The 20,619-nt window shown below is 61.1% G+C and carries 21 protein-coding genes and 1 tRNA gene; 8 read left to right on the top strand and 14 right to left on the bottom strand.

Features of this window, described 5'->3' with window-relative positions; all coding sequences use genetic code 11:
• Positions 1-29: 29 nt before the first annotated feature.
• The gene (locus BM062_RS04225) at positions 30-518 is read left to right on the top strand and encodes a peptidylprolyl isomerase (protein WP_092393674.1); all 489 of its coding nucleotides are present in this window, start codon (positions 30-32) and stop codon (positions 516-518) included.
• Positions 519-533: 15 nt separating this feature from the next.
• Positions 534-1,322 (top strand): UDP-2,3-diacylglucosamine diphosphatase, encoded by a 789-nt coding sequence (locus tag BM062_RS04230; RefSeq protein ID WP_092393677.1) that lies wholly within the window; start codon positions 534-536, stop codon positions 1,320-1,322.
• 9 nt (positions 1,323-1,331) lie between these two features.
• On the opposite strand, the gene BM062_RS04235 is transcribed toward BM062_RS04230, so the two are convergent.
• From BM062_RS04235 to rnr, 4 genes are all read right to left on the bottom strand, one after another.
• Positions 1,332-2,054: a YceH family protein gene (locus BM062_RS04235; RefSeq protein WP_092393680.1), complete on the bottom strand. Its 723-nt coding sequence runs from the start codon at positions 2,052-2,054 to the stop codon at positions 1,332-1,334.
• A 24-nt stretch (positions 2,055-2,078) separates the two neighbouring features.
• A complete protein-coding gene (gene cysE / locus BM062_RS04240) occupies positions 2,079-2,828 on the bottom strand; it encodes a serine O-acetyltransferase (protein WP_092393683.1) in 750 nt (249 codons plus the stop codon).
• A 175-nt stretch (positions 2,829-3,003) separates the two neighbouring features.
• Entirely contained in the window at positions 3,004-3,747 is a 744-nt protein-coding gene (gene rlmB / locus BM062_RS04245; RefSeq protein ID WP_092393686.1) for a 23S rRNA (guanosine(2251)-2'-O)-methyltransferase RlmB, read from the bottom strand.
• A 27-nt stretch (positions 3,748-3,774) separates the two neighbouring features.
• Entirely contained in the window at positions 3,775-6,234 is a 2,460-nt protein-coding gene (rnr, locus tag BM062_RS04250; protein WP_092393690.1) for a ribonuclease R, read from the bottom strand.
• 155 nt (positions 6,235-6,389) lie between these two features.
• Between rnr and BM062_RS04255 the strand changes: the two genes are divergently transcribed.
• Positions 6,390-6,474 (top strand) — tRNA-Leu (locus tag BM062_RS04255).
• Positions 6,475-6,733: 259 nt separating this feature from the next.
• On the opposite strand, the gene BM062_RS04260 is transcribed toward BM062_RS04255, so the two are convergent.
• Positions 6,734-7,369 carry a lytic polysaccharide monooxygenase gene (locus BM062_RS04260; RefSeq protein WP_092393693.1) on the bottom strand — a complete coding sequence of 212 codons (636 nt, stop codon included), beginning with the start codon at positions 7,367-7,369 and terminating at the stop codon, positions 6,734-6,736.
• Positions 7,370-7,587: 218 nt separating this feature from the next.
• On the opposite strand from BM062_RS04260, the gene BM062_RS04265 reads away from it, so the two are divergent.
• Positions 7,588-8,892 (top strand): MASE1 domain-containing protein, encoded by a 1,305-nt coding sequence (locus BM062_RS04265; protein ID WP_092393696.1) that lies wholly within the window; start codon positions 7,588-7,590, stop codon positions 8,890-8,892.
• Positions 8,889-9,689, top strand: a complete 801-nt coding sequence (locus BM062_RS04270; RefSeq protein ID WP_092393699.1) for an alpha/beta hydrolase — start codon at positions 8,889-8,891, stop codon at positions 9,687-9,689. Before BM062_RS04265 ends, BM062_RS04270 begins: the two co-directional genes overlap by 4 nt.
• Before the next feature lie 22 nt (positions 9,690-9,711).
• Here BM062_RS04270 and BM062_RS04275 read toward each other — a convergent pair whose 3' ends face one another.
• A complete protein-coding gene (locus BM062_RS04275; protein WP_092393702.1) occupies positions 9,712-12,042 on the bottom strand; it encodes a patatin-like phospholipase family protein in 2,331 nt (776 codons plus the stop codon).
• A 201-nt stretch (positions 12,043-12,243) separates the two neighbouring features.
• On the opposite strand from BM062_RS04275, the gene BM062_RS04280 reads away from it, so the two are divergent.
• The gene (locus BM062_RS04280) at positions 12,244-13,380 is read left to right on the top strand and encodes a metallophosphoesterase (protein ID WP_092393705.1); all 1,137 of its coding nucleotides are present in this window, start codon (positions 12,244-12,246) and stop codon (positions 13,378-13,380) included.
• Between the two features lie 3 nt (positions 13,381-13,383).
• Here the strand turns inward: BM062_RS04280 and arfB are convergent, their stop codons facing one another.
• A complete protein-coding gene (gene arfB, locus BM062_RS04285; RefSeq protein ID WP_217647564.1) occupies positions 13,384-13,821 on the bottom strand; it encodes an alternative ribosome rescue aminoacyl-tRNA hydrolase ArfB in 438 nt (145 codons plus the stop codon).
• Between the two features lie 33 nt (positions 13,822-13,854).
• Positions 13,855-14,556 (bottom strand): glutathione S-transferase family protein, encoded by a 702-nt coding sequence (locus BM062_RS04290; RefSeq protein ID WP_092393708.1) that lies wholly within the window; start codon positions 14,554-14,556, stop codon positions 13,855-13,857.
• Positions 14,557-14,717: 161 nt separating this feature from the next.
• On the opposite strand from BM062_RS04290, the gene BM062_RS04295 reads away from it, so the two are divergent.
• Positions 14,718-15,368 (top strand): YceI family protein, encoded by a 651-nt coding sequence (locus tag BM062_RS04295; RefSeq protein ID WP_254784908.1) that lies wholly within the window; start codon positions 14,718-14,720, stop codon positions 15,366-15,368.
• A gap of 32 nt (positions 15,369-15,400) precedes the next feature.
• Here the strand turns inward: BM062_RS04295 and BM062_RS04300 are convergent, their stop codons facing one another.
• Positions 15,401-16,561: a C45 family autoproteolytic acyltransferase/hydolase gene (locus BM062_RS04300; protein ID WP_092393711.1), complete on the bottom strand. Its 1,161-nt coding sequence runs from the start codon at positions 16,559-16,561 to the stop codon at positions 15,401-15,403.
• A gap of 193 nt (positions 16,562-16,754) precedes the next feature.
• On the opposite strand from BM062_RS04300, the gene BM062_RS04305 reads away from it, so the two are divergent.
• Entirely contained in the window at positions 16,755-17,642 is an 888-nt protein-coding gene (locus BM062_RS04305) for a GntR family transcriptional regulator (protein ID WP_092393714.1), read from the top strand.
• 99 nt (positions 17,643-17,741) lie between these two features.
• Here the strand turns inward: BM062_RS04305 and BM062_RS04310 are convergent, their stop codons facing one another.
• The 5 genes from BM062_RS04310 to BM062_RS04330 form a co-directional block, all read right to left on the bottom strand.
• On the bottom strand, positions 17,742-18,065 hold the full coding sequence (locus BM062_RS04310) for a chaperone modulator CbpM (RefSeq protein WP_092393717.1): 324 nt from the start codon (positions 18,063-18,065) through the stop codon (positions 17,742-17,744).
• Positions 18,066-18,076: 11 nt separating this feature from the next.
• Positions 18,077-18,997, bottom strand: coding sequence for a DnaJ C-terminal domain-containing protein (locus BM062_RS04315; RefSeq protein ID WP_092393720.1), 921 nt, complete (start codon positions 18,995-18,997; stop codon positions 18,077-18,079).
• A gap of 1 nt (position 18,998) precedes the next feature.
• On the bottom strand, positions 18,999-19,550 hold the full coding sequence (locus tag BM062_RS04320; protein ID WP_092393723.1) for an NADPH-dependent FMN reductase: 552 nt from the start codon (positions 19,548-19,550) through the stop codon (positions 18,999-19,001).
• Between the two features lie 20 nt (positions 19,551-19,570).
• Positions 19,571-19,981 (bottom strand): OsmC family protein, encoded by a 411-nt coding sequence (locus tag BM062_RS04325; protein ID WP_092393726.1) that lies wholly within the window; start codon positions 19,979-19,981, stop codon positions 19,571-19,573.
• Positions 19,982-20,211: 230 nt separating this feature from the next.
• Positions 20,212-20,532: an Hpt domain-containing protein gene (locus tag BM062_RS04330; protein ID WP_092393729.1), complete on the bottom strand. Its 321-nt coding sequence runs from the start codon at positions 20,530-20,532 to the stop codon at positions 20,212-20,214.
• Between the last annotated feature and the right edge of the window lie 87 nt (positions 20,533-20,619).

A 20,619-nucleotide genomic window follows, 5' to 3' on the forward strand; every position in this document is an offset into this window, starting at 1 on the left:
CCATTTTCAACCATCTGATAGGAAACACCATGGCAGTCCTCCTCACTACCAACCACGGCAAGATCAAGATCGAACTCGACGCGGAAAAAGCGCCGAAGAGCGTCGAAAACTTCCTGGCCTATGTCAATGCCGGTCATTACAACGGCACCATTTTCCACCGTGTGATCCCTGGCTTCATGGTGCAAGGCGGCGGTTTCGAGCCAGGCATGAAACAGAAGCCAACCAAGGATCCGATCGAAAACGAAGCCAAGAACGGCCTCAAGAACGAACCTTACACGCTGGCGATGGCCCGCACTTCGGCGCCGCATTCAGCCTCCGCGCAGTTTTTCATCAACGTCAAGAACAACAGTTTCCTTGACTATCCAGGCCAGGACGGCTGGGGCTATTGTGTATTCGGCAAAGTAGTCGAAGGCACCGAGATCGTCGACGCCATCGAAAAAGTCAAGACCGGCCGTTCCGGCATGTTTGCCGATGTGCCGGCGGACGACGTCATCATCGAAAAAGCTGAAGTCGTTTAATCCAGACTCCTTCTCATGACAGCCTCAGTCTCAAACAAGCCAGGCGCCGTCCAGGCGCTGTTCATCTCAGACCTGCACCTGCAGGCAGCGCACCCGCGCACCACCCAAGCCTTCCTGGATTTCCTGCAGGAACAGGCAAAGCGGGCGCCGCAACTGTATCTGCTGGGAGACTTGTTCGAGTACTGGGCTGGCGACGACGACCTGGAAACGCCGTACAACCGCGGAATTGCCGAAGCAATCCGGCAAGTCAGCGATAGCGGCGTCCAGGTTTTCTGGATTGCAGGCAATCGCGATTTCCTGGTGGGCGACAGCTTCGCGCAAGCGGCCGGCATGACCATGCTGCCGGACCCGTCCGTCATCGCCGTGGGCGGCCGGCGCCTGGCGATCGCCCATGGCGACGCCCAGTGTACCGACGACCTGGCTTACATGGAATTTCGCGCGCAAGTACGGCAACCGCAATGGCAAGCGCAGTTCCTCGCTCTGCCGCTGGCGCAGCGCAAGGCGATCATCGCCGGCGTACGCAAGGAAAGCCAGGAAGAACAGCGCCACAAAACGATGGAAATCATGGACGTCAACCAGGCAGCGATCGATGCCCTGTTTGACAGCACCGCCACCGACACCCTGATCCACGGCCATACCCACAGGCCCGCACACCACCTCTCAGGCGAAGGCGAGACCGCCCGCAGCCGCTACGTACTGCCGGACTGGGAATACGACGTCAAGGCGCAACGAGGCGGCTGGATCGCAATCGATGCGGACGGCGCGATCCGGCGTTTTGGCCATGACGGCCAGGAACTCGCCTAATCAAACCGCTTAATCAAACTGCCGCTTGAATTCGGCAAACTGCGCGGATAAATCATCCATTTGCCGCCGCAAGCCGGCAACCTCGTCTTCCAGCTGGGCGATCCGGTCCTGGCTGGCGCTTTTCACCACCGAGGCGCTGCCTGACATCGCATCCGCTATTGCCTGCTGCTCCAGCAGCTCTTCACCCGCCAGCAAGTGCGCGTAGCGCGATTCCTTGGTGCCGGGCGCTTTCGCCAGGCGCGCCACCAGCGGCGGATATTTGTCGGCCAGGAACTGCAAAGCCGTTTCGACCTCTCCCACCGAACCGAATTCATGCAGCCTGCCGCTACGGCTGCGCAACTCGCCCGCGGTCTGGATCCCGCGCAGCATCAAGATCGTCAACACCGCCAGCTTGTCCTGCTCCAACAGCCACTTGACGCGCATCCGGTGTTCATACTTGGCAACCCGGGCGCCGGCCTGGTTGACTTCGACCACCAGCTTGCGCTGCATCAGGCGCTGCAAGATATCCAGCACAGTCGATTCAGCGATAGCCATCACCGGATCCCGGCTGGACAGCTGGTTGCAGCCATTGGTCAAGGTATTCAGGGACAAGGGGTAGTTGTCCGGCGTCAGCGCCTCTTTCTCGGCCAGGACCGCCAGCACGCGAATTTCAAACTGGTCGAGGAACTCATCGGCTGCGCGTTCAACTGCCGGTACGTCGCTTGCCGGGATACTGCTCACTTCCTGATTCATTATTCTGCCTCCTGGCACGCCGCCTTACTCGACCAGCTTGTTGAGCTGGTCCGGATCAAATTTCTCTAGTTCAGGCAAGCCTTCGCAGGCAATGCCCGACTTCTTCAACAAGGCGATGATGCGTTCTATCTGATGTTCCTGCGCGGCGGCGTTGTCGATCAAGCCGTGCAAAGCCTTGGACAAGGGATCGTCGCCGTTGGGGGTAACGCCGTAGGCGGCAAACATGCGCGCCGCGGCCTCATCCTTGCCGCCGCTGCTTTCTTTCTGGACGATGCGCGCGGGATTGCCGACCGCAGTCGCTCCCGGCGGCACTTCCTTGACCACCACCGCGTTGGAACCGACCTTGGCGCCCTCGCCCACCGTGAAGCCGCCCAGCACCTTGGCGCCGGCGCCGATGATGGCGCCGCGCGCCAGGGTCGGATGGCGCTTGGCGCCCTTGTTCAGCGAAGTGCCGCCGAGGGTGACGCCCTGGTATATCGTGCAGTCGTCGCCGACTTCAGCAGTTTCGCCGATCACCACGCCGAAGCCGTGGTCGATGAATACCCGCCGGCCTATGGTTGCGCCGGGATGGATTTCAATCCCGGTAAAAGTACGCGCCACCTGCGAAATGAAACGGCCTGGCCATTTGAAGCCGTTGTGCCAGCAATGATGCGCCCAGCGGTGCAGGATGATGGCATGCAGGCCGGGATAGCAAGTCAGCACTTCCCACTGGGTGCGTGCGGCGGGATCACGCGCCATGATGTTGGCAATGTCTTCACGAATGCGGCTGAACATAAGGGTGTCGGATGTATGCGGAGGCGTAATGTTATTCCAAATTGCGCCTGCCGTCTTTTGCTGCGAAAGTCGGGGAAACCGATGAACCGGTTTCAGGCCGGACTGGGAACATCCGAATCGCCGCCACGCAGGACAGACCGGCGGCGTGATTCAGAATGGATAAGGCAGATTGGGATCAACAACCCTTGACCATGCGCTGGCGGCGGGCTTCGTACAGGCAGACGCCGGACGCCACCGACACGTTCAGGCTTTCAACCGAGCCGAACATCGGCACGTTGACCAGCACGTCGCAGGTTTCGCGCGTCAAGCGGCGCATGCCCTCGCCTTCGGAACCCATGACCAGCGCTGCCGGCCCGGAAAAATCGGCTTCGTACAAACCCTTTTCGCCGTCTTCGCTGGTGCCGATCAGCCAGATTTCACGCTCCTTCAGCTCGCGCAAGGTGCGCGCCAGGTTGGTCACGGTAATGTAAGGCACGGTTTCGGCGGCGCCGCTGGCCACCTTGGCGGCGGTCGCATTCAAGCCTACCGCGCGGTCCTTCGGTGCAATCACGGCATGGGCGCCGGCGCCGTCGGCTACCCGCAGGCAAGCGCCCAGATTGTGCGGATCGGTGATGCCGTCCAGCACCAGCAGCAGCGGCGGACCGACGATCGCATCCAGCAGTTCATCCAGGTTGCGCGCCAGCGACAGCTCGCCGGCTTTTGCCACCACGCCCTGGTGGCGGCGGGTGCCGACAATATTCGACAAGCGTGCGTCATCCACCGGGATCACCCGCACGCCAGCTGCCTTGGCGGCATTCAGCAGGTCTTGCATGCGGCGGTCGACGCGGCCGGCATCCACATAAATCTCTTCCACCGACGATGCTTCATGACGCAGACGCGCGGTGACGGCGTGAAAGCCGAAAATCATTTTACTTTTCATATTCTCAGAATCTATCTATCAATCGATCTATCTTTTACGCTTGCTCGATTTCGTGAAGGCTTTTGGCACGCGCGTTTTTTCTGCGACGCTGGCGGTCTTGGCCTTCTTGGCCTTGCCGGGGGCGGTGGTCTTGGCGGCAGTCGTGACGCGGCTGGTGGTCTTTTTCGGCGGCGCAGCCTTGCCGCCGGCCTTGGGTTTGGCGCCCCGGCCCTGTTCACTGTCGGCACGCCGCGCTTCATTCTTGAGCACGGTCTTGATGCCGGGCTCATTGACCAGGCGCAGGTCGATCTTGCGTGCGTCGAGGTCGACCCGGCTCACCTGCACCGTGACCCGGTCGGTCAGCTGGTAACGGATGCCGGTGCGTTCGCCGCGCAATTCGTGGCGCGCTTCGTCGTACTGGAAGTAATCAGCACCCAGTTCGGTAACATGCACCAGGCCCTCGATGTACAAAGCGTCGAGCTGGACAAAAATGCCGAAAGTGGCGACGCCGGAAATCACGCCGGTGAATTCTTCGCCCAGCTTGTCGCGGATGAAATAGCACTTGAGCCATGCCTCGACATCGCGCGACGCTTCGTCGGCACGCCGTTCATTGGCGGAACAATGGACGCCGAGCGCCTCCCACACCGCCAGGCTGCCCTCGTTTCTTTTCTTGCCCGCCGCCTTGTCTTCCGCCTGTTTCTTGCGGCCGGCCGGCGACAGCATGGTGTTCAGCGAACTGGTGTCGAAACCCTTGGGTTCGTAACGCTTGCCTTGCAGGATCGCCTTGATGGTGCGGTGAGTCAGCAGATCGGGATAGCGCCGGATCGGGCTGGTGAAATGCGCATACGATTCATACGACAAACCGAAGTGGCCGATGTTTTCCGGACTGTAGACTGCCTGCTGCATGGAACGCAGCAGCATGGTCTGCAGCAGCAAGGCATCCGGCCGCGCCTTGATCTTCGGCATCAGGGCGGCATAGTCGGAAGCAGACGGCGTGTCGCCCCCGGCCAGCGTCAGGCCGACCTGCTTGAGGAAGGTGCGCAGTATGGTCAGCTTTTCCTTGGTCGGATGGGCATGGATGCGGAACAGTCCAGGATGCTTGTGGCGTTCCATCAGGTCGGCGGCGCAGACGTTGGCCGCCAGCATGCACTCTTCAATCACCTTGTGCGCATCGTTGCGGGTGCGCGGCAGGATTTTTTCAATCTTGCCGGCGGCGTTGCAGACGATGTAAGTCTCGGTGGTCTCGAAATCGATGGCGCCGCGCGCCTGGCGCGCCTGCAGCAAGGCGTGGAACACTTCATACAAGTGCAGCAGGTGCGGCACCAGGCCGGGCCGCTTGGCGGCTTCCGGACCCTTGGTGTTGCCCAGGATGGCCGCCACTTCGGTGTACGTCAGGCGTGCCGCCGAATGGATGACCGCAGGATAGAACTGGTAAGCCTTGATCTCGCCCTTGGCGCTGATCACCGCATCGCATACCAGGGTCAGGCGGTCGACGTCAGGATTGAGCGAGCACAGGCCGTTGGAGAGTTTCTCCGGCAGCATCGGGATCACGCGGCGCGGGAAATAGACCGAGGTGCTGCGCTCCAGCGCATCGACATCCAGGGCATCGTTAGGCTTGACGTAATGGCTGACGTCGGCGATCGCCACGATCAGGCGGTAGCCGCTGGCGCGGCCGATCTTGATCGGTTCGCAATACACGGCGTCATCGAAGTCGCGTGCGTCTTCGCCGTCAATCGTCACCAGCGGCACATCGCGCAGGTCGACGCGGTCGCCCAGATCGGCGGCGCGTACTTCGCCCGGCAGCTTGGCGGCCAGTTTCTTGGCGGCTTCGGAAAATTCGTGCGGCACGCCGTATTTGCGCACCGCAATTTCGATCTCCATGCCCGGATCGTCGATATCGCCCAGGATTTCGACAATCTTACCCACCGGCTGGGTATAACGCGAAGGCTGTTCAGTGAGCTGGACGCTCACCACCTGCCCGGCCTTGGCCTTGCCCGGCGAGCCTGCCAGGATGATGTCCTGGCCGATACGCTTGTCTTCGGGAGCGATCACCCAGACCCCGTTTTCATTCAGCAAACGGCCGATCACATGGGTATTCGCGCGCGCCACCACCTCGACGATCGTCCCTTCGGGACGGCCGCGGCGGTCGGTGCCGATGATGCGCGCCTGCACCCGGTCGCCATGCAGCACTTTCTGCATTTCCTTTTCCGGCAGGAAAACGTCGTCGCCGCCTTCGTCCGAGATCAGGAAGCCGTAGCCGTCGCGGTGGCTGCTGACGCGGCCTTCGATAAAACCGGGAGAATTGGTCAGCTTGTAGACGCCGCCACGGTCGGGCTTGATCTGGCCGTCGCGTTCCATGGCATTCAGGCGGCGCGTCAAACCGTCCATTTCATCAGGTTTGACGCTAAGCGCGGTAGCCAGGGCGGCGGCGTCTTGCGGCTCGGCAGAGGTGCGCAGAAGGCCGAGAATTTCCTCCCGGCTGGGGATAGTGTAGGAATATTGGCTCAAAAGGCTATTTTCAACAGGTTGTTATTCATCATCGGTTAGTGTAACGGAGGATTATGACATTCTCCTAACCAAGCAATTTATATCTACATATATCTACATATCGTTATGACTAGGTTGACTTATTCCTGCATTAGCTTATAATCTCGCTCTCTCAAGCCCACGTGGCGGAATTGGTAGACGCGCATGGTTCAGGTCCATGTGCCGCAAGGTGTGGGGGTTCGAGTCCCTCCGTGGGCACCATATACCATAGACCAGGCCTTCGTTAGCAAGCACGAAGGCCTGGCTCTCCGCAAAATCCCCAGTATTTCACCGAGCTGATCCGGGGTACTTGGTGGATATCAGCATTGGCCGGGCATCGCGGCGCGCCATCAACGCAAACACGATGCATATTATCAGCAAATTGCCTTAGTCCAGGCGCGACGAGTCCCGAGCGGGCATCGACTCGCCATGGCTGTGCCAATCCGGGTTTGAAACGGGCGGCGCTGCCGCCCTCTTTGTTTTACTTGAACGGATTGAGCAGCACTTTCTGCGGATTCACCGCGGCTGCGGCCGGAATCTCGGCATCGATCACCTGATAGAAGGCATTGCCGGTATCGGCGACATTCCAGGTGCTCAAGATCACGTGGTAGCCGCTGCGGCCCGCCGGAATGGTGCAGCTGTGCTTCACATGGGTATTGCTGGCCGGCGCGAAGCCGCCCTTGATGATGCAGAACGGCTGCAGCTCGAAAGAATCGCGGCTCAGCTTCTGGTCCGGGTTCCAGCCTTGCCTGGTGATGTAGTAGCGCCAGTCCTGCGTCATGTGGCCGGCGGCAAAATACCAGCTGAATTCATTCTGCCCAGCCTTCAACGCCACTTTTTTCCAACGCCCCTGGGTTTGCATGTTCAGCTCCGCAAACTGCGGCAGGCTGGCGGCCGCGATAACGCCGTCAGCCGGCCCCGCGGCCGGGAATCCCTTTGGTCCTTCGACGCTCTGCGGTTCATATTGCACCGCGCCGCAAGCAGCATTCTCTTGCGTCTTGCACATGAACGCGCGCGATTTGGGCGCATCGATGTAGCCGTGCGCCTGTGCCAGCAGCGGCGTCGTCAGCGCCAGCAATAAAGTGAACCGGGACGAGCAAAGCAATGCTTTTTTCATCGGACCTCCAGAGATGTAAGGCTTCAGGTAAGAGGAAAGGCCGCCAGCCGATCGATTCTCCGACCAAGCCCTGCCGTCGCGTAACTGTCAATCTTGACAGCCGCGCCCTGGCTCTTGCCTTCGACCAAATTCTTTCCAGATTCACCATATAATGAGCGACCTCTTGCCCGCCGTGTTTTTCAGATCGCAAGAACGTCAACGCCATAAGGATATCCATCGTGAAACTGACCAACCAGACTGTCATAGCATTGCTGTGGGGCTTGCTCTACCTGGTCACCGGCTATATGTCGCATCAGCTCAACGGCCCGATTGCGACCACCGGCTATATCTGGCTGCCGGCCGGCGTCACCGTCGCTGCATTCATGCTGACCACGACTTCGCGCTGGCTGCCTTTGCTGATAGGTTTCGCACTGGCGCAGCTGCTGTTGGGCGTTATCGAAGAACGCAACCTGCTGCGCGTGGCGCTGTTCGCCCTGGATGAAATCGGCATCGCCGCGATCGTGGTGGCGCTGGTGCGCAAGGCGCAGCTGCCGATGGAAGGTTTGTATTTCGTGCGCGGCCTGCTGATCGCCGGCGTCGCCTGCAGCGCGATCAGCGCCGCGATCGGCGCGGCCTGGTTCACGCTGGTGCAGCATGCGCCGTTCTGGCCCACCGCACGCATCTGGGCTGCGTCCGACCTGGTCGGTATCCTGATCGTCACGCCGGTGCTGGCCGGCTGGTCGCATTTCCACGCCATGCGTTCGGGCGGCATGGACCGCAGCGATTTCTTGCTGGGATTGGCGGCATTCCTGGCCCTTGGGGTAACGGCTTTCGTGATTTTCGATGGCACCAGCATCAGCAGATTTTCGGCCGGCGTCAATTTTGCGCTGACCTACATCCCGCTGTTTTTCGCTGCCGTAGTCACCTTGCTGTGGGGCGGCCGCGGCGGCTCGCTGGCGGTTGCCATGCTGGCTTTCTTTGCCTTGCTTAACACGGTGCAGGGCGAAGGACCGTTCGCCGCATTTGCCGATACCTATTCCAAGCATTCGCTGCTGGAGGCCCAGCTGTACCTTGCCGTCGCCGCCCTGCTCTGCCTGCTGATCAGCGCCCTCAAGACTACCCGCGAACAATTGCACGAAGACGCCGCGCAATGGAAAAGCGACGTCGAACTGGCGCTGACCGTCAGCCGGCAACTGGTCTACAGCATCGATCCGCACAGCAAAAAACTATGCTGGAACGGCGACCTGCAAGGATTGCTGGGCATCGGCAACGCCGCTTTCAGCGATCTCGACCAGGTGCTGGCGCATGTCCATCCCGACGACCGCCAGCAATTGCGCCGCCGCTGGCTGGACGACAGCGACGACGACGCCCGCCCCGACCTTGCTTTCCGTCTGCTGTTGCCGGCGGGAGAAATCAGCCATGTCAGCGATATGAGCGCAGTGCTGCTGGACGCCGACGAGTCGGTCGCGATGGTGGCCGGCGCCTGGCGCCTCAATCTCAAGGAGGACGCGCGGCAACGGGGCCCAGGGCCTGTTGTCATATGAGCGTTCGCACCGGCGCCCTGCTGATTCACGGCCTGGGCGGCACCCAATTCGATCTCGGTTCGATGCACAAGGTGCTGCAGCGCGCCGGCGTGGAAACCCACGCCGTCACCCTGCCCGGCCACGGCAGCCAGCCGGAAGACCTGGTGCCGGTCAGCTACGAGGATTGGCTGGATACGGTCACCGCCAGCTACCGCGAACTGGCGCCGCAATACGATACCTTCCATGTAATGGGCATGTGCCTGGGTTCGCTGCTGGCGCTGGCCTTGTGCGAACGGGTGCAGCACAGCAAGGGCAAGCTGGTGACCCTGGCGCCGCCGGTCTTCATCGATGGCTGGTCAACTCCCTGGTACCGCCAGCTGCGGCACCTGGTGTACTGCATTCCCGGCATGGCGAGCAGGATGAAAGTGGAAGAAGACGAACCGTTCGGCATCAAGAACGCCACGGTGCGCGCCATCGTCAAGGCCAAGTTTGCGCGCGGCGACAATTTCCATTATCGCTGGGTGCCGCTGGCTTGCATCCGCCAGGTCGACCGCCTGCGCAAGAAGGTATTGGCCGGGGCGCAGCGGATTACCTGTCCGACGCTGGTGGTGCATGCGCGCGAAGATGAACTGACCAGCCTGAAATCGGCTGAATTCCTGCAGGCGGCGCTGCCGGATGTACGCGTGGTGGTGCTGGAAAACAGCTACCACATGATTTGTATCGACAATGACCGAGAACAGGTCACCAACAGCGTGCTGGAATTTTTCGGCTACCCGCCGGTGCCGCCGCGGCGGGTGCGCGGCGCCGACAAGGCTTGATGCGCGCCATGCGCCGGCGGTCCTAGAATACGCGACCCAGTTGCAGATACAGGTTCCAGACGCCGCGCGGCGCGATTGCGGCGCCGAAATACAGGGGGCCAAGGAAGCTGCTGCCGCCCAGGAACATGCTCGCGCTTTTCTTGTAGGATCCGGTGCCGAACGCCTCGCGCGTCTGCCAGATGTCGCCCATTTCCAGGCTGCTGCCGAGCACGGTATTGCGTAGGCCAGGCAGGTTCAGTTCGGGCATGTCCCGCAGGTAGGTCAACCGGCCATACAGCAGGTAGTTGCCGTTGAACTGGTCTGGAGCGTAGGCCGACAGGTGTTGAAAACCTCCCAATGAAAAACCGAGGCCGCCGTTGCCGGTAGCGTCGTTCGTCTCGTTGCCATAGGTGCCGGCCGCCTCCAGCGCCAGGTTCAGCGTATTGCGGCCGCGGCTGGCCGCCCACAATGCCTTGCCCTGCGCATCGCTATAACTGTTCGCGGCGCCGCCGAATCCGACATTGCTGACTGCGGACAGGTAGTAACCTTTGCGCGGAAACAGCGGGTCATCGAGCTGGTCGATAGTGAGCTGAGCACGGACCACCGGCTGGTTTATCTGAAATTTATCGAAAATGGAGTCGACACCGATCAGATGTGCAAATTCGACCGGCAGGTTATATGCAGGAGCGGCAGACAGCCACTGATAATTCACGCCGGCGCGAAACTCTCCCAGCCGTCCGACCGGGATGCCAAGGTCGACGCCGACCCTGGTTGTATCAACCCGGTAGGCCGTCACCGGAACAGTTTTTGAAGTGACCGCGCCTTCATCCGCATAAAGGTCGATGTGACGGCGTCCGTATTCAGCGTACGGAGCGACATACAGGCCCACCGTATTCCATATAGGTTGCCGCAGTTCTGTGTGCAGGCTTGCCTGCTTGCTGCCCAGCACGGCATCGTTGCGCCACTCCAGGCCGCTTTCAGTCAGCCACGGCAAGCGATGGCCGATCTGCAGGTTGAAGTCGCCGCGTCCGTCAAAATTGTTCGACACGCCCAAACCGAACAGCAGGAAGTGCGGCCCCCAAGATTTTGCATCGGCATCCACTTTCAGCACGTTGCGGCCGTTCTCGCTCACCAGTTCCTGCGTCACGCTTTTGAAATCGCCGTTGGTCGCCAGCCGCGCCACGTCCTTGTTCAGCGCCACCGGATTGTAGAAATCCCCTTCCTTGACTTCCAGCGCCCGGCGCACCACCGCCGTCGGCACCCGACCGTTGCTATGGATTTCAATCGCATCGATATGGGTATCTTGCGCCAGCACCGGACCGCCGCCGCTGCGCGCCGCAAGATATTCTTTCCATTGCTGCGGCGGCAGCGCCAGCGCGGCCAGCTTGGCGCTTTGCCGCTCGGCCGCATCGTAGCCGGCCTTGACGCCATCCTTGCCGCGTGAAAAATCGGCAAACGACAGGTCGCCCAGGTTCGGTTCGATCAGCACATCTTGTTTCTTGAGTGTGTCGATCTCATGCTTGACGTTCTGCTGGATCAGGATGGTCACCATCTGCTGCGCCACCGCGGTCGGCGATTCGAGGGTGGAAGGATCTTGCAGGTCGGTGGCGATATTGACCGCGATGATGATGTCGGCGCCCATGCTGCGCGCCAGCGATATCGGCAAATTGCCCACCAGGCCGCCATCCACCAGCGTGCGGCCATCCAGCTTGAGCGGCGCGAACAGGCCAGGCACCGCCATGCTGGCGCGGATTGCGCGCGGCAGCGAACCCTGGCTCAGGATCACTTCAGCGCCGCTGCCGAGATCGGTCGCCACGGCGCGAAACGGCGTCGGCAGCTTGTCGAACGAAATATTCGCCGGCAGCTGCGGGGTCCAGTTTTGCAGCAGCGCCAGCAGGTTATTACCCTGCACCAGGCCGGCCGGCAGCTTCAGCTTGCCGTCGCCGTAGCCGGCCGACAGGCCGATAGGATATTGATAATCGTCCTCGCGCTGGGATTGCGGCAGGTCCGCGCGTTCGTTGCGGTCAAACGCAATATCGCTCAGGTTGGTCTCGGTCAGGATGCGGTCCAGTTCGTCGACCGACAGCCCGCTCGCATACAAGCCGCCGACCACCGCCCCCATGCTTGTGGCGGCAACATAATCAATAGGAATATGCATTTTTTCCAGCGCCTGCAGCACGCCCAGGTGGGCATAACCGCGGGCGCCGCCGCCGGACAGCACCAGGCCGATGCGCGGCCGGGCCGGGCTGGCGCTATCGGCAACGGCCGCGGCGGCCGACGCCGGTCCCGCATACGCAAGCCCCGACAGCAGCCCAGCTAAACAGACAGTACAAAACAGGCGGGAAATGACAGGATTTCGCTTCAAAAGGGGCATAACTAACGGAAAAGCACCAAATATTGGTGATTGTTAAAGAGTGAATTGCCCGATTATATTGGAATAAGCCGGCTGTTTCCCGAATACATCTCGCGCTTTATATAAGCTCCCGCCTATTGAAGCCGGCGCCCGCGCCCTAATATGGACTCCAGGCAAGTCACCGCTCGTTGCCACCCATTCATTTTTCTCACAGGTTTCCCCATGCCATCGCGCTTCGCCATCGTGCTTGTTCTGTTCTTGCTGGGCGTGCTGCATACGCTGATCGGCTTGCTCTTGATGCCGGCGCTGTCCGCCATCCCGTTCTTGCAAATATTGCTAGGCGGCTGGCTGCTGCTATCGTTTTTACTGATTCCCGCCGGCATGCTGGCCAGGGGCATCCGAAGCCAGCCGCTGTCTGACCGGCTGGCGTGGGCCGGCATGCTGGCCATGGGGATCTTTTCATCGCTGCTGCTGGCAACCCTGCTGCGCGAACTGGGCTTGTGGCTGTCGCCCCTGTTCAAGCTGGACCACGATCAATTTGCATTCTGGAGCGCGCTTGCCGTGCTGGCGCTGGCCGCGGTTTCAAGCCTGGTCGGGTTTTTCAATGCGCGCCGCCTGGCGGCGGTAGTCGATGTCGACGTTCCGATCAGCGGCTTGCCGGCCGCCTTGCACGGCTACAGCATCGTGCAGATCAGCGACATCCATGTCGGCCCGACCATCAAGCACAATTACCTGGACGCCATCGTCAGCAAGGTCAACGCCCTCCAGCCGGACCTGATCGCGGTCACCGGCGACCTGGTCGACGGCAGCGTGCGGGAACTGTCGGCGCACACGGCGCCGCTGGCCAAGCTGCGCTCTCGCCACGGCGCCTACTTCGTCACCGGCAACCATGAGTATTATTCGAACGCGCCGGAATGGGTGGCAGAGGTGCGCCGGCTTGGGCTGACCGTGCTCATGAACCAGCACGTCGTCATCCGGCACCTGGGCGCATCGCTGCTGGTGGCCGGCGTCACCGACTATAGCGCCCATCACTTTGACGAAGCCGAACGCAGCGATCCGCATGCGGCGCTGGCCGGCAGTCCGCCGGGCGTGGCGCTGAAACTGCTGCTGGCGCATCAGCCACGTTCGGCGGCTGCGGCTGCCGATGCCGGCTTCGACCTGCAGCTGTCAGGCCATACCCATGGCGGCCAGTTCTTCCCGTGGAATCTGTTCGTGCCCTTGCAACAGCCTTATACGGCCGGCCTCAACCGCTTGCGCAACCTGTGGGTGTATACCAGCCGCGGCACCGGCTACTGGGGGCCGCCAAAGCGGCTGTTTGCGCCATCTGAAATTACCCGCCTGCGCCTGATGCCGGCATAAGGATCAAAGATGGACCTTGCCGCGCATGGCTTTGTCCTTGCCGCGCCGGGTCTTGCTGTCGACGCGCTTGAGCTGGGAACTGCGGCTGGGCGCGGTTGGCCGCCGCTTCTTGGGAATCACGGTCACGCTCAGCAGCAGTTCCTGCAGGCGCAACAGGGCTTCGCCCTTGTTCTTTTCCTGGCTGCGCGACTGCTGCGCCTTGAGGACCAGCACGCCGTCCTTGGTAATCCGCTGGTCGTTCAGGGCCAGCAGCTTTTCCTGGTAGAACTCCGGCAGCGACGATGCACGGATATCGAACCGCAGGTGTATCGCCGACGACACCTTGTTGACATTCTGGCCGCCCGGGCCCTGGGCGCGGACGGCGCTGATCTCGATCTCACTGAGCGGGATCGCGAGTGAATCGGTGATATGCAGCAGCTTGTCGTCGTTACGCGTAAACATGCGCGATATTATGGCACGCTACGCCGTTCGGCTTCACTTTGAAGGTGCGCTGCGCAGATCCTCCAGGATGGTCCCTGCCGCCTTGGCTTCGGCTTCATGGCCAGGTTCGCGCCACGATTCCGCCAAAGCCTCTGCCTGCCATTGCCGCATCGCCGGCAAATCGAGCAGACGCACTGCATAAGCATGCGCTGCGGGGCCCAGCTTGAGGTTGTAGGTCTGGATGCGGAAAGCCACCGGCGCAAAGAAGGCGTCGACGGCGCTGAAATTCGCCCCCGCCAGGAACGGCCCGCCGAAACGCTCCAGGCCCTCGTTCCACAATTCATCCAGCCGCGCGATATCCGACTTGAGCGCTTCCGGCACATGCTCAATGCGCACCCGGATGCCGCAGTTCATCGTGCAGCGTTCACGCAAGGCGCCGAAACCGGAATGCATCTCGGCGGCGGCGCAGCGCGCCCAGCTCCTGGCTTGCGGATTGCTGGGCCAGACGCCTTCATGGCGTTCGGCCAGGTATTCGACTATCCCGAGCGAATCCCAGACGACCGTGCCGCCGTCATTCAGCGCAGGCACTTTGCCGGTCGGCGAAAAACTGCGGAAGGTATCCCAGTTGGAGCCGGGAAGTCCATCGGCAAACGGCACCACGTGTTCCTTGAACGCCAAACCAAGCTCACGCATCAGCACCCATGGACGCAGCGACCAGGAAGAATAGTTTTTATTGGCGATATACAGTTCATACATGATGTCTGACGCTCCGGTGTAAGTTGTGATGGTTAAAACGCAATCAACTGCATGGGATATCGCCGCATTCTCAAATTGCAGCCGCAGTTGCAGAGTGGCATTTTAAATGCTTTCAGACAAGAATAACCACGAAGCTGTAGCGTATCGATATCGACTGATGCATGATGCCTGTAGCCACCGACCATTCATCCAATACCATGACGCCGTCCATCGCAAAGCCATCTGCAATCCTGCCCGCCGCCAGGCTGCTGCTGCGCGCTGCGCTGCTGCCGCTGGCATTCAGCGCCGGCGTCTGCAGCGCCGCCGACCGCTACCTGATCGACCCGGAGCATACTTTTTCCTATTTCGAGTACAGCCACTGGGGCTTGTCGACGCAGCGCAGCCGCTTCGACCGTACTTCCGGTTCGATTGAAATCGACCTGGCCAGCCACAGCGGCAGCATAGACATCGAGATCGACGCCGCCTCGGTCAGCACCGGCAGCGACGGCTTCAACCAGATCATGCGCTCCGGCGACTTCTTCGACGCCGCCAACTATCCCAAGATCAGCTTCACATCGTCCAGCCTGCATTTTGAAGAACAGCAGCTGACGCAAATCGAGGGCGACCTGACGATCAAGGGCATCACGCATCCGGTAACGCTGGAGATCAGCAATTTCAATTGCCGCTTCATGCTCATTTACGGCAAACAAGCCTGCGGCGCCAACGGCTCCGCCAAGATCCTGCGCAGCGACTACAAGCTTGGACGCTATGTCCCCTTTGTCAGCGATGCGGTGACACTGCATGTCAGCGTTGAGGCCATCAAGGAATACTGACGCCGCTACGCCGGCCGACCGGCCGCGTCTGGCTATAAGCGGTATTCGACGAAAGCGTGCGGCTGATGTGGTTTGCGCGCTATCCACATGGCGCCGCCGGCGGCGTCGATCAGGGTCGTCACGGCTGTGGCGGGCCGGGCATCGGCATTTTCACCATAGGGTTTGCGAAAAGCGCCGCCGAGATCGGGGAAATCGTCCGCCAGCACCTTCTTTGCCATTGCCCAGCTGATTTTTCCCGGGCCTTGGTTGATGGCTTGCAGCAGCGTCGTCTCCACCCGCTGCTGGCGATATAAGGAATCCGGGTTGACGGCCAGCCCCTGCCCGTTCAGCCTGCTGCGCGCAACCGGGCACAGCCAGTGATTGGCATGGGCCAGCAAGCCGTGCTGCGGCGTCAGCCAGAAAATTTCATCCGGCGCGCATTCCAGACTGACCGCATCGCCGACATGCTGGCTGTCGGCGCTGACCCGGGCCTGGGCCAGCATCAGGTTGCCGGAACAAAAGCGGCGCGTCTGCCAAAGCAGTTTCATGGCCGCGCCCATGCTGGGCGCTTCCAGCATCTTGCGCCGCACCAGCACCAGCGGCACGCCGGCCATCAGGCGGTAATCGCGGTCGGAGCCCAGGAAACCGCCCGTCAGGGACACACCGGCACTGTTGAAGCCGTGCCGCGCCAGGCTGCCGGCACCGGTAAACATGAGCAGGTCTGGCTCGTCCTGGCTGCCGCCACGCCTGATCCGCAAGACGATGCCGGTATCGAGGCACTCTTCCCGCCAGTCCGAACTGTGGGCGTGCATCAGGCGCCCGCTTTCTGCATTTTCCGGCAATACCGCCAGGCTGGCGCAGCGGTCGTCCAGCTCCTGGCATATCGCCGATAGCTCGCCGTGACCAAACAATAGTTCGGTACGGCAGTTGATCAGGATGACGTCCTCCAGCGGCACTCCGGCGCCATCGGCAATGCCTTGCATTTCCTCCAGGTAGTCGGGATCGAAGCGCTCGATTGCCGGCCGCATTCCCAGCGCCAGCGTGCTCTGGCGTTCAGCGCAGACGTTATGCCGCGCCAGTTGCCGGCGATACAGGCCGGCGCTGCGCACGATGCGCTCGGGCACCGCCGCGCCGTGCTGCCGGCCGCGCTGATAGGGCGAGCCGCAGGTATCTACCTGCGGGAAGGGCTCAGTGAGCGTCGCCTTGCAGTCCATACATAAACCTCCAAAATTGTTTAATCGACAATTTCGAAGTATGTTGTATTAACTTTTTGATAAAATCAATTCAATGTTACCTTTTAAGACTAATCTTATCCATTGCATGCGTATATGTCGCTTGCCCTGCAGTTTACTCATATGATATTAATCATTTAACATTGAGCGAATGTAAACCTAATAGCGGCGCAGAATGAGCAAAACGACAAAACCCAGCCGTCCCAGCCCATTGCAGCTTGACCTGGCAAACCGGCTGATCCAGCAGATCACGACCGGCGAACTGCCGGCCGGAACCCATCTCACCGAAGAAGGCCTGGCCAGCCAGTTCGACGTCTCGCGGACGCCTGTCAAGGCGGCGTTGCGCCTGGTTGCGGAGCAAGAGCTGCTGGAGTATCACGTCAACAGCGGCTACTTCGTCAGCAGCAACACCCTGCCTGAAACAGCCGCGGAAATGGTGGTCGGCGGCATCAGCGGCGACACCTTGTATCTGCGCCTGATCGACGACCGCGCCAACAACCTGCTGCCGGACACCATGACCGAGACGGATTTCCTGGAGCGCTACGCGGTGCCGCGCAGCCTGTTGAGGGGAACCCTGGTGCGCATGGCGGCTGACGGCCTGATCGAGAAACGCCGCGGCCAGGGCTGGAACTTCCCGTCGACGATAGGCTCGCCGGAACTGATGGCCGAGAGCTACCAGTTCCGGATCATGGTGGAGTGCGGCGGGCTGCTGGAGAGCACGTTCAAGGTTGACGCCGCCCAGCTGCAGAACAGCCGCCTGGCGCATGAAAAATTATTGCAGAAGGCGCCGGCCGATCATTCGGCCAGCGCATTTTTTGCTCTCAACGCCGCTTTCCACGAAATGCTGGCGCGTTTCTCCAACAACCGTTTCGTGCTGCAGGCGGTGCAGCAGCAAAACCAGCTCCGGCGCGTCAGCGAACATATCGCATTTCAGCGCAATCCACGCCAGATCGATTCATGCAAGGAACATCTGCAAATCATCCAGGCGCTGGAAAACGGCAACCGGGAATGGGCGTCCGCCCTGATGCGGCATCATCTCGGCATCGCCCGCGACATCAAGTAATGAAATGGCGATGTATTTATGACAAAAAAAGATCAACACTATCGCACGTGACACCACCGGGCACACCGCACGGAAAATCCGCCGCATGCGCCTGATGCGCTAACTCAGATGCGGCAGCTTGGCATCCATTGCCGCCAGCCGCGCTTCCAGCGCATGTATCCTTTGCAATAGATTGAGCGCCATCGCTACGCCGTGCGTATCGAGCTCGAAATCGTCGCGCAGGCGGCGCGCCGTCCTGGCCAGCACGATGGTCTGCGCGCGGAACACGTAAGCCGGAGCGGAATCCCGGTCCGGTTCGATGGCGCCGATGGCCACCAGTTCGGCCAGCTCGTCGTGGCTAAGGCCGGAAAATTCCGCCAGCTCATCCAGCGAACACAACGCAATGTCGTTTAACCAAACGGCTTCTACTAGCAGAGCAGTCATTGGCGTCCCTCCTAATTAAGATGCTGGCGCGGATTGAATGTCGATTCGGCAGCAAGCTGTTCGAACAGTTCGCGCTCGCGCGCGGCGGGCGCCGGCGGCACTTCTATCCTTACCACCGCATACAGGTTGCCCGATTCGCCGCTGGCGGACGGCAGGCCGCGCTTGGCCAGGCGGAACTGGCGGTTGGCGGCGGTACCGGCGGGAACATTCAATTCCACCTTGCCGCCAAGCGTCGGCACCTGCACTACCGCGCCCAGCACGGCTTCCCACGGCGTCAGCGGCAAATCGAAATACAGGTCCTTGCCGGTAACCCGGTACAGGGGATGCGGGATCAGCTTCATCATCACATACAGGTCGCCATGCTTGCCGCCGTCGCGGCCCTGCCCGCCCTTGCCTGACAAGCGCAGGCGCTGGCCGTCTTCCGCGCCTTTCGGTATGCGGACCCGGAAGGTGCGCGGCACCCGGTGCAATTTGCCGTGCTCATCGTATTCAGGCATGCTCAGCCGGACATCGGTTTCACCGCCGTCGTAAATCTGCTCCAGCGTGATGGGGGTATTGACTTCATAGTCCTCGCCCCTGCTCGGCCGCGGCCGGCCGCCCTGGCGCGAGGCGGCAAAAGCGGCCAGGATGTCGGCCATGTCGACATCGCCAAAGGAAGTTCCGCCATCGCTGAACCCCTGCTGCCAGGCATGCGGCGGCTCAACGTTTTCACCGGGCTGGTGGCTGCCCAGCTGGTCGTAGGCGGCGCGCTTTTCCGTATCCTTCAGAGTCGAATATGCTTCCGCGATATCCTTGAATTTTTCTTCCCCGGCCGGATCCTTGGAGACATCCGGATGGTATTTGTGCGCCAGCTTGCGATAAGCCTGCTTGATTTCGGCGGCGCTGGCCGTGCGTTCGACGCCAAGGGCGCTGTAATAATCTTTGAATTTCATTTCAGTTTTTCAGAAACTCGACAAAATTCCGGTTGAATTCCCTGAGCTGTTCGCGCACCTGCTCATCGACCAGCTCACCGTTTTCGTTAAATGCCTTGCCGGCGTGCGACACCATCAGCCGGCCGCCGAACCAAGGCTGCATGCCCAGCGTGCGCAATACCGGCAGCCAGGCGTTCTGCGACAGGACGGTGCCGAAGCCGCCAGGCGAAGCGCCGATCACCGCTACCCGGCGGCCGCGAAAAATGCGGGCGCTGTCGGCCGGCGGCCGGGACAGCCAGTCGAGCGCGTTCTTGAACACGCCCGGCATCGAATTATTGTATTCCGGCGTCACCAGCAGCAGCGCATCGGCCACCGCGATCTGTTCTTTCAGCAGCGCCACCGCCGGCGGGATGCCCTCGGCCTGTTCCAGGTCCGCGTCATACAGCGGAATCCCTTTGATGGTGCCGATTTCCAGCGCCGAGCCGGCCGGCATCAGCTCGGCTGCCGCACGCAGCAAGGCAGCGTTCAGCGAACCGCTGCGCAGGCTACCGGCCACTCCGACGATCTTTGACATGCGTTTCTCCTCAGGATGGGTCAAGCGTGCGGCTCAAGCCGAGCCGGATTCAAGGTGGTCAGGATTTCCGTACCTTGCCTGATGGTCTTGGTGACCGGCGTCTTCTCGCAGATTTCCCCCAGCCTGCCGATCTGTTCCGGGCTGAGCGAGGCGCCAAAGGCGACCGTGCGATCGATCCTTTCCCGCCCTTGCTCGTCGCGCGAAAAGCGCAGCCGCACATCGATCAGGCCGAGCTCCCACTGTTTGCGGTCGGCGTACATGCGCAAAGTCAGGGAGGTGCAGGCTGCCAGTCCGGCCAGCAGCAGTTCATAGGGCGCCGGGCCGCTGTCGGTACCGCCGTTGTCGAGCGGTTCATCGGCCTGCAACTGGTGCGACCGGGCCTGGATTTGCTGGACATAGCCAGTGCTGCTTTGTAGATGTACAGACGCCATGAGCTCTCCATATCAAGTTGGGATTTGATATAGAGACTATAGCCGTTTTAGAGGATAGCGATGCTGCTAGGGCCTGTTAACATTTGATTTGGGAGTGCGAACGCGCGGCAGGCGTTACAGGCCTAGGCGTAACGACGCGACGTAGCGGTGCTACGGCAAGGAGTTACAACAACGGCATGTGACGCCTGCAGCCGTTCCCGGAGGGTTCCCAAATCAAATGTTAACAGGCCCTAAAGCAGTTCAACCTGGCGACGCAAGGCGAGGCAGGCCGCAGCCAGCTGTGCATGATCGACGGCCAGTCCCGTATTCAGGACGGCTTCGATATGCAGCGTGGCGTCGACCATCGCTGTCATGCGGAAAATCATGGCCGCTCCCTTCAGCCGGTGCACCGTCTGCTGCATGGCACAGTAGTCGCCGCTTGCCAGCGCTTGCTCGATGCTGGCCAGGTCTTGCCTGGCGCTGGCCACGAACAGATCGTCAAGCCCGAGCTCGGATTCGTCCAAAGGCAATAGCGGATCTGGCGGAAGCTGCCTACCCTTGCTCTTGTTCATTTCGTCCACTTCCAGTGTTATCCCGAGATACCGCGATGACTGCCTGCATCGGTTGCAGGACAAGGCACGCGACCCTGCATTCACCGT

This window comes from Collimonas sp. OK412 (assembly GCF_900112135.1).
Classification (GTDB): domain Bacteria; phylum Pseudomonadota; class Gammaproteobacteria; order Burkholderiales; family Burkholderiaceae_D; genus Collimonas; species Collimonas rhizosphaerae.

What these genes read in the sequence shown, in the direction of transcription:
- BM062_RS04225 (WP_092393674.1), top strand. Translation starts at nt 30, where the DNA reads ATGGCAGTCCTCCTCACTACCAACCACGGCAAGATCAAGATCGAACTC.
- BM062_RS04230 (WP_092393677.1), top strand. Translation starts at nt 534, where the DNA reads ATGACAGCCTCAGTCTCAAACAAGCCAGGCGCCGTCCAGGCGCTGTTC.
- BM062_RS04235 (WP_092393680.1), bottom strand. Translation starts at nt 2,054, where the DNA reads ATGAATCAGGAAGTGAGCAGTATCCCGGCAAGCGACGTACCGGCAGTT.
- cysE (WP_092393683.1), bottom strand. Translation starts at nt 2,828, where the DNA reads ATGTTCAGCCGCATTCGTGAAGACATTGCCAACATCATGGCGCGTGAT.
- rlmB (WP_092393686.1), bottom strand. Translation starts at nt 3,747, where the DNA reads ATGAAAAGTAAAATGATTTTCGGCTTTCACGCCGTCACCGCGCGTCTG.
- BM062_RS04260 (WP_092393693.1), bottom strand. Translation starts at nt 7,369, where the DNA reads ATGAAAAAAGCATTGCTTTGCTCGTCCCGGTTCACTTTATTGCTGGCG.
- BM062_RS04270 (WP_092393699.1), top strand. Translation starts at nt 8,889, where the DNA reads ATGAGCGTTCGCACCGGCGCCCTGCTGATTCACGGCCTGGGCGGCACC.
- BM062_RS04275 (WP_092393702.1), bottom strand. Translation starts at nt 12,042, where the DNA reads ATGCCCCTTTTGAAGCGAAATCCTGTCATTTCCCGCCTGTTTTGTACT.
- BM062_RS04280 (WP_092393705.1), top strand. Translation starts at nt 12,244, where the DNA reads ATGCCATCGCGCTTCGCCATCGTGCTTGTTCTGTTCTTGCTGGGCGTG.
- arfB (WP_217647564.1), bottom strand. Translation starts at nt 13,821, where the DNA reads ATGTTTACGCGTAACGACGACAAGCTGCTGCATATCACCGATTCACTC.
- BM062_RS04290 (WP_092393708.1), bottom strand. Translation starts at nt 14,556, where the DNA reads ATGTATGAACTGTATATCGCCAATAAAAACTATTCTTCCTGGTCGCTG.
- BM062_RS04295 (WP_254784908.1), top strand. Translation starts at nt 14,718, where the DNA reads ATGATGCCTGTAGCCACCGACCATTCATCCAATACCATGACGCCGTCC.
- BM062_RS04300 (WP_092393711.1), bottom strand. Translation starts at nt 16,561, where the DNA reads ATGGACTGCAAGGCGACGCTCACTGAGCCCTTCCCGCAGGTAGATACC.
- BM062_RS04305 (WP_092393714.1), top strand. Translation starts at nt 16,755, where the DNA reads ATGAGCAAAACGACAAAACCCAGCCGTCCCAGCCCATTGCAGCTTGAC.
- BM062_RS04310 (WP_092393717.1), bottom strand. Translation starts at nt 18,065, where the DNA reads ATGACTGCTCTGCTAGTAGAAGCCGTTTGGTTAAACGACATTGCGTTG.
- BM062_RS04315 (WP_092393720.1), bottom strand. Translation starts at nt 18,997, where the DNA reads ATGAAATTCAAAGATTATTACAGCGCCCTTGGCGTCGAACGCACGGCC.
- BM062_RS04320 (WP_092393723.1), bottom strand. Translation starts at nt 19,550, where the DNA reads ATGTCAAAGATCGTCGGAGTGGCCGGTAGCCTGCGCAGCGGTTCGCTG.
- BM062_RS04325 (WP_092393726.1), bottom strand. Translation starts at nt 19,981, where the DNA reads ATGGCGTCTGTACATCTACAAAGCAGCACTGGCTATGTCCAGCAAATC.
- BM062_RS04330 (WP_092393729.1), bottom strand. Translation starts at nt 20,532, where the DNA reads ATGAACAAGAGCAAGGGTAGGCAGCTTCCGCCAGATCCGCTATTGCCT.